A 12833-nucleotide genomic window follows, 5' to 3' on the forward strand; every position below is an offset into this window, starting at 1 on the left:
GTTTTGCGGGAGGTAGGCACAGCCAGGGAACCAGCCATGGACGGCAAGATCGTCAATCTGAGATCGAAGCTCGAGATCTACAAAGCAGGCAGCGGTGGCGGAAACCTTGCGGATTGCCCGGTTCGCGACGTGATCCAGGGCATAAGCAACAAATGGAGTTCGCTGCTGATGGAGGCCTTGGCCGAGAAGCCGTACCGCTTTGGCGAGTTGCGGCGCCTCGTGCCCGATATTTCACAGCGCATGCTCACCCAGACGCTGCACGATCTGAAGCGCGACGGCTATGTGCATCGCGAGGTTTTTCCGACCAAACCGCCGAGCGTTGAATACAGCCTCACCGATCTCGGGCGCTCGATGTTTGGACCCTTGCACCAGCTGATCCAATGGGCCGAGCTCAATCACGGCGCTGTACGCGAGGCGCGGAAGGTTTTCGATGCTGCCGAAGGCTGAGTCTCAAGGCCGAGACAGCGGCTTGATTTAGCGACAACGCTGAAGGATTGTCCGGCCTGGGTCGGGTCGGGCAAATGGGCAATTCTCTGGACATCGCGATTGCCGGCGCGGCGATCAGTTACGCGCTCATCGGAACGGACGTATCGATACTGCGCTGGAGGCTTGCGTCCGCGACAGGCTGGTGGCCAGTGGCAAGCATTCCGCCGGAAACGAATATCCTTGCCTCGATGATTACAGGCACTGTGATCAATCCATTCAAGCCGATCGGGCTTGCGGAAGCCCGGTGGCCGGATCGTTTCGGCGGATGATTTCCGAAAGGTGCGAGCCCTTCGCCTGTAGGAATGTATGGAGGCGTTGCGGATAATCGGGAGCGACCGCGTCCTTCACGGATGGGCGTTTGCGCAACGCCTCGCGCCACACCTGGACATGCGGCTTTCCGTCCAGGATGCCGAAATCGCCGATCCGGTCGAAGACGTCGAAATAGCGGAAAATCGGCCCGTAGACCGCGTCGACCAGTGAAAAGCGCTTACCGGCGAACCACGGCCCAACCGCGCCATTCGCCAGTTCCACTTCCAGGCGATCGAACATCGCCGATAGCGCCTCGCTTTCGGCGAGCAACGCGGCTTCCGTAGGCGCTGAATAGAAGCGGCCGATGGCATTGAGGATTGCCGAGCCAAACTCGATCCAGGCGCGATGTCGGGCACGGGCATAGGGATCGGTGGGATGCAGCGGATTGGGCTGGGTTTCCTCGAGGAATTCGAGGATGACGAGCGATTCGAAGATCACCGTTTCCTGGCCGTCATGCTCAACGCGAAGCAGCGGCACCTTGCCGAGCGGCGATATCGCCTTGAACCAGGCAGGCTTGTTGGCGAGATCGACGGCGATGCGCTCGAACGGCACGCCCTTTTCGCGAAGCGAAATCGCCGCGCGCTGCACATAGGGACAAAGATGGTGGCTGACGAGGATGAACTTGTCGGTCATCTCACTCTCCCCAGACATAGTTCAAGGCGCCGTTCTCGACGCGGGTGGAGAGGAACATCAGGCGGGAGCCCTTCGGCGCTGGGCCTTCGAGGCGATCACCGTTCGCCATGTCGAACGAGGCGCCGTGCCATTGGCAGACGAGCTTGCCGTCCTTGCAGTCGAGCGGGCCACCGAAGTGCAGGCAGACGTTGGCGGCGGCGCGGATACGCTCGCCGCTGCGGTAGACATGGACCTCGCGGCCGAAAAACGGAGCGATCAGGCTGCCTGTTTCCGGAATGTCGGCGGTCCTGCAGATTTCATGCTTCATCGGAATTGCCTTTCATGATTGATGCGATTGCATCTATATAGATGCATTTGCATCGATCGTCAAGCTTGATGCAGTTGCATCTATCGCCTACGATGTAATCATGACCGGGATTCCTTCACCTCCAGCAATCAAAGCCTGGGCCCGCCTGATGCGGGTTTCGCGCCAGTTGTTGGAAAGTGCCGAGGACGCGCTGAAGGACAGTGGCCTGCCGCCGCTTGCCTGGTACGACGTGCTGCATGAGCTTGCCGAGGCGGGCGAGGGCGGATTGCGGCCGTTCCAACTCACCGAGCGCACCCTGTTTGCGCAATACAACATCTCGCGGCTGCTGGCGCGGCTCGAAGCCGACGGGCAGGTCGAGAAGCTTCCAGTTGCCGATGACGGCCGCGGGCAAACCATCCGCATCACCGGCAAGGGGCGCGAGACGCGCCGCCGCATGTGGGTCGTCTACGGCCGCTCGATATCGGAGTTGGTCGGCTCCCAGCTTTCCAACGATGATCTGGACACGCTGTCGGCTCTGCTTGGGCGCCTGCGAGATCCGCCCGCCCTGGCGTGACACGCCTTCGTGCCGAAGATGGCGCGGATCTGCGAGGTCAGGCACTGCCCCAAAGGAATGCCAATGTCGCCAGAACCCCAAGCCCGACGCGGACCAGATGCAGATTGCCCCATTTGACGATCATTGTCCGAGCCTCAGGATTGACGGTGTTAGCGTCCATCACCTCCAGCAGCCGATTTGCCGGCATCATCACCAGCAGCGTCCATGGCCAAGGCAGGATGATCAGCACGGCGCCGGCCAGATAAGCGAGATTGCCGGTCTGCCACCACGCGACGAGGCCCAGAATACAGGCGATGACGGCGATCGAGGCCTGCATGGCGGCGCCGCGCTTGTAGGAAGGCTGCCATTCCTGCAGCAATGCCTTGTCATCGAGGCGAAGCCGCGCCGGCTGTTCGGCGACGCTGACGTAGATAGCCGCGCCTGCAAACACAGCGGCAACGGTCAAGGCAAGCAATCCGGCGAGCATGATCCGTGTCTCCCGTAATGCCCCGCATGGAGCAAGCTACAGAAATAAAGGCTTGCGCCGGGTCGGGCAATACGCCATAAAGCCGAACCGTAACGTACGGTACGCTGTTGAGTTCGTATCTGAACTGCGGGTGAGTTCGCCTCCTGAGGAAAGACTGTGTTGCACGCTGTGACCGACATCGACACCAGCGAGACGCTGACAGAGCGGCAGAAGGCCGTGCTCGACGCCGCCCTTCGCCTGCTGGTCGAAGAGGGCGATCAGTTGACCATGACCGCCGTGGCGCGGCGGGCGAGCTGCTCGAAGGAGACGCTCTACAAATGGTTCGGCGATCGCGACGGGCTGTTGACGGCAACGGTGCAATGGCAGGCGTCCAAGGTGCGGGTAGTGCCGGTCGACCGCAAGGGACTCGATCTTGCCTCGCTGACGGCGAGCCTCGAACGCTTCGCTTCGGACTGGCTCAGGGTAATTTCGAGCGACACCTCGATCGCGCTGAACCGGGTGGCGGTCGGCCATGCTAGTTCGGGGAAGGACGATCTCGGCGCCATCGTGCTGGAGAACGGCCGCTTCGCGCTGGCCAGGCGGCTGAAGCCGGTGCTGGAGGCAGGCAAGGAAGCTGGTTTCCTCGAGTTTTCCGACGCTGAGATGGCTTTCCGCACCTTTTTCGGGCTGGTCGCCCGCGACGTGCAGATCCGCCTGCTGCTCGGCGACCGGCTGGAATTGACTGATGCGGCGATCGGCGGCGATGCCGTCCGGGCGACGCAGCAGTTTCTCGCTCTTTACGGGGCAAAAACCGGGCCGCAGGGCCTCTGAATTCAAAACGGGAAGGAAGAAAAATGCGTGTCTATTACGATCGCGACGCCGATCTCAACCTGATCAAAGGCAAGAAGGTTGCCATCATCGGCTATGGCAGCCAGGGCAGGGCGCATGCGCTCAACCTCAAGGATTCCGGCGTCAAGGATATCGCCATTGGCCTCAAGGCCGGCTCGGCGACCGCGAAGAAGGTCGAGGCCGACGGGCTCAAGGTGATGAGTGTGGCCGATGCCGCCAAATGGGCCGACCTGATGATGATGGCGACGCCCGACGAGCTGCAGGCCGACATCTACAGATCAGAGATCGCGCCGAACATCCGCGACGGCGCGGCGATCGCCTTCGCCCACGGCCTCAACGTGCATTTTGGCCTGATCGAGCCAAAAGCCTCGGTCGACGTCGTCATGATCGCGCCAAAGGGCCCGGGCCACACGGTGCGCGGCGAATACCAGAAGGGCGGCGGCGTGCCGTGCCTGGTCGCGGTCAACCAGGACGCTTCGGGCAATGCGCTCGATTTGGCGCTCTCCTACGCCTGCGGCGTCGGCGGTGGCCGTTCGGGCATCATCGAGACCAATTTCCGCGAGGAGTGCGAGACCGACCTGTTCGGCGAGCAGGTGGTGTTGTGCGGCGGTCTGGTCGAGTTGATCCGCGCCGGTTTCGAGACACTGGTGGAAGCGGGCTATGCGCCGGAAATGGCCTATTTCGAGTGCCTGCACGAGGTCAAGCTAATCGTCGACCTGATCTATGAAGGCGGCATCGCCAACATGAACTATTCGATCTCGAACACCGCCGAATGGGGCGAATACGTCTCGGGTCCGCGCATCATCACCGCCGAGACCAAGGCCGAGATGAAGCGCGTGCTCAAGGACATCCAGACCGGCAAGTTCACCTCGGAATGGATGCAGGAATACCGCGCCGGCATGTCGCGCTTCAAGGGCATCCGCCGCAACAACGACAGCCACCAGATCGAGGAAGTCGGCGCCAAGCTGCGCGCGATGATGCCGTGGATTTCCAAGAACAAGCTGGTCGACAAGGCCAAGAACTGAAGGAAATCCACGTTCGTTTCGTTACGCGCCCTCGGGCTTCGCCCTGCGGGCGCGTGGGAATTTCCAGGACCAAGCTGGTCGACAAGGCCAAGAACTGATCGCAATTTCATTGTCGATCAAGAAAGCCGGCGGAGCGATCCGCCGGCCTTTTTGCGTTGATTTCTCAGCAGGCGCGCTATTCCCGCTGTCGTGGTATGCGTGTGCAGGGTATGGCACAAAATGGCCAAGGGGGTGAGCGTTGGAACTCAAATTTCTGTTGGTCGGGTTTGCCTGCGCGGTTGCCGGCATGCTGTCCCTCGTCACCTTGCTGAAGTGGTGGGAGGTGAGGGCGGTCAGCCGCTGGTCTCCGACGCCGGGAAAGATCATCTCGTCGCGGGTCGAGGCTCGCGAGGTGACCAGTTCGGGATCCGGTTCGGACAGCAGAGGGTCGACCGAGATGCGCAACTTCCCGGCGATCACCTTCGAATACAAGGTGAACGGCAAGAAGTTTCGCAGTTCGCACTACAGCGTGCAGGAGAACCTTGGAAACTTTGCGGTGGCGGAAACCCTTGCGAAATTTCCAAACGGGGCCGGCGTAACCGTCTTCTACAATCCGGCCGATCCAGCCAAGGCCGTGATCGAACGCACCATGCCCGACGGTTCCTTCAAATTCATGGTCCAGCTTTCGGCCGGGTTGGTGGTTGGCGCGCTGGTATTGGTCTTCTCCGTTGGCGGCGTCCTGGAAGCGATCCGGCCGTTTTTGCCCAAGCCGCAGAACCTCGGCGCCGCGGCCCTGCTGCTTTTCATGGGATTGTTTGTCCTGCGCATGGGCTTTGCCCAGAAGTCACTTGCGGAACAGGCGGCCAAATGGCCCATCACGGCAGGACGCATCGACGCCTCGGGCCTGCAGAAATTCGAGACCCGCGACAGGTCCGGAGGCGGCTATCGGCCTTGGCACACAGTTTTCAAATCCCGCATCGTCTACAGCTATAGCGTTGCCGGCCAGCGCTACGCCGCCGATCGCATCGCTTTCGGCGCAAACGTGACGGCGTCGCTGCCGAGCCTCGTCAGCGGTCAATCACAGCGCTACCTCGAGGGCGACAAGGTCGAGGTCTACTACGATCCCGCCAATCCGGCTGCAGCCGTTCTCGAATGCAGGGTGCGTGGGCTTTGGCTACTGTGGATCTGCGCCGCTGGCTTCCTTGGTGGAGCCGCGCTTCTGGTAGGCGTAATCTGAAGCTGCTGTTCTAGTCTAGATGCTGCATATCCAGCGGAAGAAGGCACCTGTCGTCAGCATCTGACAAGAACTCCGCTGTCGAAGCCAGGCCAGGTCAATCTCACCGTCGTGCCATTGCCAACGATATGGACGAGACGCGAGAACGGCTCTTCGATCGTGGGATCAGAACCGTAGCATTGGCTGGCCCGCGCCACCCAGCCCGTGGATATCTTGCGAAACGTTGCGTGTTCGCAGCCGAAAGCAGGAACCGACAGTGCCTCAGGGTACAATGTGTAAACAGTCTGGCGTTGAACATCCGGACGGCGGTACAGTTCGATCTGTCCCCGGACCATGTGCCCACATAGGGTTCCGTGGCAAAGGCGCTGCCGCACGAAAATGTTAAGATCGAAATGAGCATCAAGAGATTTCGCATCATCGATTTCTTTCTTTCGACCGGGCCTCGGGTCATGCTAAAGCATCGATGCTTAAACTTCACAATGCTGCTGCTCCAGGGACGCAAATGATCATCCGCAAAGCAGCAGCTATTTTTCTGAGCATGCTGAGCCTGTTGCAAGCAGCGAACGCGACAGAATGTTCGCTCAGCCACGCGACCTATCGCGAGCCGCGTTCGGGAGCGACGATACAGTTCCGGCCCATCGACCGCGAACCGGCCGCGCTGACGACAGAGGTCTTTTCGCTGATCGTGCCCAATACCCCCATTCGCCTGCCATCGGACATCACCTGGACCAATGGCAAGTACGCGTTTCCTGTGGGCACGATTCGGCACACCTGCACCGACGGCGATCGCGAGGCGGGTCTCGAGGACGGCACCGGGCTGTGCAGAGTGTGGGACGGGCAGGTCTATGCATTCAACGCAGGCGGTGCCGAGCAGTTGAGCTCTCGCGAAGCCTCGCCGGCACCGACAGGGTTGCTGTTGCCTGACTTCGGCGCGATGTTGACCGAATGGCCCGATTTCGCCAAAGCCAATCCCGATGGCTCGGCCTGGGATGCCTTTACCTTGACGGGTTGCAGCGATGAATAACAAGAGACTGCCGGCCTGCATCTGCGCCCTGCCGGTCCTTGTGGCCATGGCCACCGGGGCTCGTGCCGACCAAAGCAAGCCGTCGCGTCCGCCTGTCGACAAATGCACCTGGGAACGGCTCGCGGACAGGGATGTCGGGCTTGCTGCCTGGGTGCAGCGCTGCGACTTCGGTTTTCGCCAGATCCATTTCGAGCTTGGCGGCAATGCTCTTGCGATCAAATACAGTGATGGCGGACCGGCCGATCCCGTCGTCGAAGTCTTCGATATGCTGCCGGGCGAGGCCGCTGACGCTGCATTACAGCGCATATACTCGCAGAAGACCGAGAAGGCTGTCAGCACACGTTGCGTGCTCATGCCTTACGCCGAAGGGGTCACGCCCACGGGCATCCTGCGATATGTCTTCAGTCCCGGTGCCGTTTATCTCAGTGAATTGAAAGCCGTTGCCGACCCTGACGAGGTCGGCGAACCGCCGTGCGGCGAATGGGGTGAAGCCCCGGACGGCATTCAGTATTTCGAGGTGCAATCACCCGAACGGCGAAAGCTTCTATTCGTTCGCGTCGGCCAGGATGAGCCTTTGTTTGACGAGCAGACACTGCAAGTCCTGCCGCCCGGATAGCGCCGGGAGATATCAGCCGTAATGCCAACTTGGCTTTGGCTGGGTGCCGGTGAACATCACGCCGATGCGATCCTCGCGGCGCCAGCGGACCACGGCCTCGTAGGCAATGCCTTCGGTCGGAACATAGAGCAGGAACTCATCGGGCACGCGCGCGTCGATCGAGACCTTCAATTCGGCGCCGCCGGCATGCATGTTGCGCAGCGTGCATGTGACCTCGGAATTGGTCATGCCGGTCAGGATCGTCGCGCCCTTCAAGACGCGCTGCCGGCGTTTGTCCCTCTGTTCGTCCTCGGCCATTGCACGCAATCCAGCCATCTTCGCGTCTCGGGCGTTCTGATCGGGAGGATTATTAGACCTGCCTGATAAAAATAGCGTTATCACCAGTGAGACTGGGCGATTTTCGCGATTCCTGGCTGGAAGAAAAAGGCGCCGCGAAGCACGGCGCCGAATGATGCTTATTGTCGGCCTGCTCAGCTATAGGGCGAATAGCATTGCTGGCGCGGGCCGTTGTAGGGCTGGAACGTGTTGTCCCAGGCGCGGTACGACCGGTAGCGATTGTAACACCATTGGACATGCGCGCTGGACAGCCGCTGTGTCCGGTAATAGCGCCGCGGTGGCGGCGCGTCGTAGTAGTTGTAGTTGTTGTACAGGCTGCCAAGGCCGAGCCCCAGGCCCAAGCCAAGAATCGCGGCACCCGCACCACCATCATCATAGTAGCCGCCACGGTAATGGCGGCGATGATGGCGCCTACGCCAGTTGTCGTCCCAGCCGCCATTGTCCCAGTGTCTCGAAAAATGACGGCCGCGGAAATTGTTGGACCGCCATCTCCAATCATTGTCGCCGTGCCATTGCCGAAAGCCGCGATTGCGCCAACGCCAGATTTGCCTGTCGTTGCCGCCTGCCCAATCTTCACGAATTTGCACGATGTCGGCGGCATTGCCCGCCACCGGCAGCAGGGGTTTGGGCATCGGCCCGGCAAGCGAGGGGGCCGAGAGGCCGGCTATCAGACCGAGGCCCATCAGCCCGGATCTGACGGAAGATAAAAAGAGCGGTTTCATCGCACTCTCCTAAGATTCAGGCCCCACGCCCAGAATACCCAGGGAAGAGCCCATTCATGGAACTTTCCATCTGAACGGAGGATGAACAAAAAAGGTTCCATCAACCATGACGAGCGCGCGGTCAATCGGGGCCGCCTGGGTTCTACGCCCTTGTTTTCGAGCGCGCTTGCGGGCAAAGGTCAAAGCCATGTCGCTGCGCCTTGCCACATTCAACGTCGAAAACCTGATGAACAGGTTTGATTATTCCGGATACCGCAATCAGCTCAACGAAGATCGCACGCTGGCGCTTTTCGACATCCAGAGCGAGGCCGAATACAAGATGCTCGAGCAGGCGCGGGCGATCGCGCAGTCCGACGACACGCGGCAGTTGACGGCACTGGCGATCGCGGCCACCCGCGCCGACATCATCTGCATGCAGGAGGTCGACAATATCGAGGCGCTGAGGGCCTTCGAATATGGCTATCTGTTCAAGATGGTGGGGCAAGGTTACCGGCAGAAATACACCACCGCCGGCAATGATTCGCGCGGCATTGACGTCGCCGTGATGATGCGCAACGAGACCGCGCAGGGCCAGCCGATCGAATTCGTGCGTATGACCAGCTACGCCTATGTCACGTTCGAGCAATTCGGGCTGCACACGGCGGAATTGGCAGCGCTTGGACATCAGGCCAATGAACGCATCTTCCGGCGCGACTGCCTGGAAATCGATCTGACGGTGGCTGGCGCGCCGTTGACACTCTATCTCGTGCATTTCAAATCGATGGGCTCTCCCCGCAACGGCCTCGACGGCCGTGAAGCAACAATGCCGCTGCGCATCGCCGAGGCGCAAGCGGTGCGGCGGATCATTGAGGAGCGCTTCGGCAAGGACCATGCCGCCGACAAACGCTGGGCAATCTGCGGCGACATGAACGACTACCGGCAGCGCGTGAAGATTACCGGCGATGCCGTCGACGGCTATCGCTTCGAGGTCATCGACGAGACCCGGTCCTGCATCGACGTGCTCACTGCCGGCGGTTTTTGCGAAAACGCGGTCGAGCGGCGGCCGGAAATGGATCGCTGGACTTTCTATCACACGCGCGGACCGGAAGAGCGGCATCTCTGCCAGCTCGACTACATCCTTTTGTCGAGGGCGCTAGCCAGGCAGAACGCCACCGCCGTTCCCGATATCATCCGCAACGGCCAGCCCTGGCGGACCATATTTCCGGCGGGCCAGGAGGTCGAGCGCTTTCCACGCGCCGGGTGGGACCGGCCCAAGGCATCCGACCATTGCCCGGTAGCAATTGCCCTCGACATGGCGTGAGACACGCGTGAGTTTCGACCTGCCGCGCAACGTCATCCTGCCGGTCGATGCCATCGACGTCAGGCTCGATCCCGGCCCACATCCGTTCGAGCGCGATAATGCCGAGGCGATCGCCGCAAACTGGCGGCGTGAGACCGCAGCCAAGCCGGCGCTTTTTGACGGCACCGTGGTGCTGCTTTCCGCTCTCAGCTATCGCGACAATCGCCTCGTCGGCCGCTGCCATGCGGTGCGTTATTCGACCTTCATGCTTTGGCGCAGCAATAGGCAGGTGCCTGGCGCCGAACATGCCTACGCGCACGCCATGCTGGTCGCCGGCGACAACGCGTTGGTGGCGATCCGCATGGCGCCGCATACGGTCAATGCCGGGCGCGTCTACTTCGCCGCCGGTTCGTTCGAGCCAACCGATTTCCACGACGGCCTTGTCGACGTCGACTTCAACATGATCCGCGAGGTGCGGGAAGAGACCGGCCTCGACCTATCAGGCGCGGCACGCGGCAGGCACCATTACGCCCTGTCGACGGCAAGCGGCACGGTGATCTTTCGCCGCTACCGCGAGACGGCCTCCGCCGACGACCTGGCACAGCGGATCAGCGCTTTCGTCGCCGCCGAGTCAGAGTCTGAAATCGAAGGCCCCGTCATCATCCGCAATGCCGCCGATCTGCCGGACGGGCTGATGCCGCATATGAGACCGCTGATCGAATGGCACTTTGCGAGCGGCAAGGCTTCCGACTCTAACGTCGTAGCCTGCCTTCAATAGCCTTGCGGTCGTTGCGGGCGGCGACAAAATACAACAGCACGCCGAGACCCAGGAGCGCCCCCATCGCCGTTCCCATCGTCTGCCCAATTACCTGCTGGAAGTCAGCGGTGACGCGATCGGGATTCTCTATCCCATAAAGGATCAAATTCCACCAAAGCCCTGCCAAGGCGGCTTCGACGATCACAATCGCCAGAGCCAGTCGCGCTTTCTTGCTCATCCATTGTTCCCCCTTAGTCCCCAACAGCATTGTTATCATTGCAGAATGTGCTGCGACAAGGGCAGGTTGCATAAAAAATCGGCAGCGTCTGGAGGCGACACTTGCTGCAACGCCTACTCATGTCTCAGCGCGTCGATGGGGTTGAGCCGTGCGCCGCGCAGCGCCGGGAAGAAGCCGAACACCATTCCGATCAGCGCGGAGAAGCCGACCGCAAGCAGGATGACCGCCGGGCTTGGAGCAAACGGGATCGTCAGCGTCAGCGAGGCAAGACCGGCAAGCGCCAGGCCGATCAGGATGCCGATGATGCCGCCAAGCAGCGACAGCACGGTTGCCTCGACCAGGAACTGGATGAGGATATGCTTTTCGTGGGCGCCGATTGCGAGCCTGATGCCGATCTCGCGCGTGCGCTCGGTTACCGACACCAGCATGATGTTCATGATGCCGATGCCGCCGACGAGCAGGCTGACGCCGGCGACGGCGCCGAGCATGCCAGTCATGGTGGTGGTCGCGCTGGCCATGGCATCGGCGATCTGGGTCATGTCGCGGATCGAGAAATCATCGTCACGGTCGGGCGTGATGCGGCGTGTGTCGCGCAAAATGTCCTCGACGCGCTGCTGCAGCACCGTGGTCAGCGTACGGTCGTCGGCGGCGACATAGATCGAGTCGATGTCGCGATTACCGGCAATGCGACGCTGATAGGCGGCAAGCGGCATCAGCACGACATTGTCCTGGTCCTGGCCGAAGCCGGTATAGCCCTTCGGTTCGAGCAGGCCGATGATCTTGCAGGAGGTGCGGTTGACGCGGATGATCTCGCCTTCGGGATCGCCGGCGCCGAAGAACTGCTGGCGCACCGTCTCGCCGACGAGGCAGACGCCGGTGCCGGAGCGGGTTTCCGAATCGCTGAAGGGGCGGCCCGAGACCAGCTTCCAGTCGCGGGCATCGAGATAGGCGCTGTCGGTGCCGGTGACGCCCGAGGTCAGGCTTTCGGTGCCGAAAATGACGCGCACCTGCTTTTGCGACGCCGGCGAGATGGCGCGCGCGCCGTCCAGGTGCGCGACAAGCGCGGCGAAGTCCTTGTCGGCAAGAGGCCGGACCACCTGGTCGAGCCCTCCCGGGCCGCCGGGTCCGGCCGGCCGGCCGGAACGAATGACGAGCAGGTTGCTGCCGAGCTTGGAAATGTCGGACTTGACCTTCTCGGTGGTGCCCGAGCCGATGGTCAGCATGGCGATAACGGCGGCGACGCCGATGACGATGCCGAGCAACGTCAGGAACGAGCGCAGCACGTTGCGGCGGATGGAGCGGAGCGAGAGGCGAACGGTTTCCCAGATCATGGCTAGGCCATCTCGAGATTGGCTGTGTCCGAGGCGACATGGCCATCGAGGAAACGGATCGTGCGCTGCGCATAGCCGGCAACATCGGCTTCGTGCGTGACCATCGCGATGGTCAGGCCGAGCTCGGTATTCAACTGCGTCAGAAGCTCCATGATCTCGTGCGTGCGGGCGGTGTCGAGATTGCCGGTCGGTTCGTCGGCGACGAGCAGCGTCGGCCTGGTGACGATGGCGCGCGCGATCGCCACGCGCTGCTGCTGGCCGCCGGACAGCTCGGCCGGCGTATGATGCTCGCGGCCGATAAGGCCGACCTCGGCAAGTGCCTGCATGGCCAGGCCGCGGCGCTCGCGGGCACCGACGCCGCGATAGATCAGCGGCAGTTCGACATTCTCGGCCGCCGTGGTGCGCGGCAACAGATTATAGCCCTGGAAAACGAAGCCGACATAAAGATTGCGCAGCTGAGCACGTCGGTTGCGGTCGAGACGGCCGGCGTCGATGCCTTCGAAGCTGTAGGTCCCGGCCGTCGGCGTGTCGAGGCAGCCAATGATGTTCATGGCCGTCGATTTGCCCGAGCCGGACGGGCCCATGATGGCGACGAATTCGCCGCGCCTGATGGCGAGGTCGACGCCGGCCAGCGCATGCACCCGGGCTTCGCCCTGGCCATAGCTTTTGCAGACCTTGTCGAAGCCGATGAGGGTCGCGCCGGATGCCAC

General features: G+C 61.8%; 17 protein-coding genes. 9 read left to right on the top strand and 8 right to left on the bottom strand.

Features of this window, described 5'->3' with window-relative positions:
• Window positions 1-36 precede the first annotated feature (36 nt).
• Complete coding sequence (locus NKH37_RS25350; RefSeq protein WP_353003352.1) at window positions 37-447, top strand: winged helix-turn-helix transcriptional regulator; 411 nt, start codon at window positions 37-39, stop codon at window positions 445-447.
• A 255-nt stretch (window positions 448-702) separates the two neighbouring features.
• Here the strand turns inward: NKH37_RS25350 and NKH37_RS25355 are convergent, their stop codons facing one another.
• Together NKH37_RS25355 and NKH37_RS25360 are read right to left on the bottom strand one after the other, a co-directional pair.
• On the bottom strand, window positions 703-1428 hold the full coding sequence (locus tag NKH37_RS25355; RefSeq protein WP_353003350.1) for a glutathione S-transferase family protein: 726 nt from the start codon (window positions 1426-1428) through the stop codon (window positions 703-705).
• A 1-nt stretch (window position 1429) separates the two neighbouring features.
• Window positions 1430-1735 carry a Rieske (2Fe-2S) protein gene (locus NKH37_RS25360; RefSeq protein ID WP_353003348.1) on the bottom strand — a complete coding sequence of 102 codons (306 nt, stop codon included), beginning with the start codon at window positions 1733-1735 and terminating at the stop codon, window positions 1430-1432.
• Between the two features lie 100 nt (window positions 1736-1835).
• On the opposite strand from NKH37_RS25360, the gene NKH37_RS25365 reads away from it, so the two are divergent.
• A complete protein-coding gene (locus NKH37_RS25365; protein WP_352495188.1) occupies window positions 1836-2288 on the top strand; it encodes a MarR family winged helix-turn-helix transcriptional regulator in 453 nt (150 codons plus the stop codon).
• A gap of 37 nt (window positions 2289-2325) precedes the next feature.
• Here the strand turns inward: NKH37_RS25365 and NKH37_RS25370 are convergent, their stop codons facing one another.
• Window positions 2326-2754, bottom strand: a complete 429-nt coding sequence (locus NKH37_RS25370) for an anthrone oxygenase family protein (protein WP_023720782.1) — start codon at window positions 2752-2754, stop codon at window positions 2326-2328.
• 156 nt (window positions 2755-2910) lie between these two features.
• On the opposite strand from NKH37_RS25370, the gene NKH37_RS25375 reads away from it, so the two are divergent.
• From NKH37_RS25375 to NKH37_RS25395, 5 genes are all read left to right on the top strand, one after another.
• Window positions 2911-3564 carry a TetR/AcrR family transcriptional regulator gene (locus NKH37_RS25375; protein WP_023720781.1) on the top strand — a complete coding sequence of 218 codons (654 nt, stop codon included), beginning with the start codon at window positions 2911-2913 and terminating at the stop codon, window positions 3562-3564.
• Between the two features lie 23 nt (window positions 3565-3587).
• The gene (gene ilvC / locus NKH37_RS25380; RefSeq protein WP_352483016.1) at window positions 3588-4607 is read left to right on the top strand and encodes a ketol-acid reductoisomerase; all 1020 of its coding nucleotides are present in this window, start codon (window positions 3588-3590) and stop codon (window positions 4605-4607) included.
• 238 nt (window positions 4608-4845) lie between these two features.
• Window positions 4846-5823: a DUF3592 domain-containing protein gene (locus tag NKH37_RS25385; protein WP_353003346.1), complete on the top strand. Its 978-nt coding sequence runs from the start codon at window positions 4846-4848 to the stop codon at window positions 5821-5823.
• Between the two features lie 499 nt (window positions 5824-6322).
• On the top strand, window positions 6323-6844 hold the full coding sequence (locus tag NKH37_RS25390; protein WP_353003344.1) for a hypothetical protein: 522 nt from the start codon (window positions 6323-6325) through the stop codon (window positions 6842-6844).
• Complete coding sequence (locus NKH37_RS25395) at window positions 6837-7460, top strand: hypothetical protein (protein WP_353003343.1); 624 nt, start codon at window positions 6837-6839, stop codon at window positions 7458-7460. Before NKH37_RS25390 ends, NKH37_RS25395 begins: the two co-directional genes overlap by 8 nt.
• Before the next feature lie 12 nt (window positions 7461-7472).
• Here NKH37_RS25395 and NKH37_RS25400 read toward each other — a convergent pair whose 3' ends face one another.
• Together NKH37_RS25400 and NKH37_RS25405 are read right to left on the bottom strand one after the other, a co-directional pair.
• Window positions 7473-7757: a PilZ domain-containing protein gene (locus NKH37_RS25400; protein ID WP_353003724.1), complete on the bottom strand. Its 285-nt coding sequence runs from the start codon at window positions 7755-7757 to the stop codon at window positions 7473-7475.
• A gap of 173 nt (window positions 7758-7930) precedes the next feature.
• Window positions 7931-8518 (bottom strand): BA14K family protein, encoded by a 588-nt coding sequence (locus tag NKH37_RS25405; protein ID WP_353003342.1) that lies wholly within the window; start codon window positions 8516-8518, stop codon window positions 7931-7933.
• A 187-nt stretch (window positions 8519-8705) separates the two neighbouring features.
• Here NKH37_RS25405 and NKH37_RS25410 point away from each other — a divergent pair, with 187 nt between their 5' ends.
• Both NKH37_RS25410 and NKH37_RS25415 read left to right on the top strand, forming a co-directional pair.
• A complete protein-coding gene (locus NKH37_RS25410) occupies window positions 8706-9818 on the top strand; it encodes an endonuclease/exonuclease/phosphatase family protein (RefSeq protein WP_023720773.1) in 1113 nt (370 codons plus the stop codon).
• 7 nt (window positions 9819-9825) lie between these two features.
• Window positions 9826-10575: a hypothetical protein gene (locus NKH37_RS25415; RefSeq protein ID WP_353003340.1), complete on the top strand. Its 750-nt coding sequence runs from the start codon at window positions 9826-9828 to the stop codon at window positions 10573-10575.
• Here NKH37_RS25415 and NKH37_RS25420 read toward each other — a convergent pair.
• The 3 genes from NKH37_RS25420 to NKH37_RS25430 all read right to left on the bottom strand — a co-directional run bounded on the left by NKH37_RS25420 (window position 10550) and on the right by NKH37_RS25430 (window position 12833).
• Window positions 10550-10792, bottom strand: a complete 243-nt coding sequence (locus tag NKH37_RS25420) for a hypothetical protein (protein WP_353003339.1) — start codon at window positions 10790-10792, stop codon at window positions 10550-10552. The genes NKH37_RS25415 and NKH37_RS25420 overlap by 26 nt on opposite strands.
• A gap of 113 nt (window positions 10793-10905) precedes the next feature.
• The gene (locus NKH37_RS25425; protein WP_352495191.1) at window positions 10906-12123 is read right to left on the bottom strand and encodes an ABC transporter permease; all 1218 of its coding nucleotides are present in this window, start codon (window positions 12121-12123) and stop codon (window positions 10906-10908) included.
• Between the two features lie 2 nt (window positions 12124-12125).
• Entirely contained in the window at window positions 12126-12833 is a 708-nt protein-coding gene (locus NKH37_RS25430) for an ABC transporter ATP-binding protein (RefSeq protein ID WP_353003337.1), read from the bottom strand.

Source organism: Mesorhizobium sp. M1217, assembly GCF_040318275.1.
GTDB lineage: Bacteria > Pseudomonadota > Alphaproteobacteria > Rhizobiales > Rhizobiaceae > Mesorhizobium.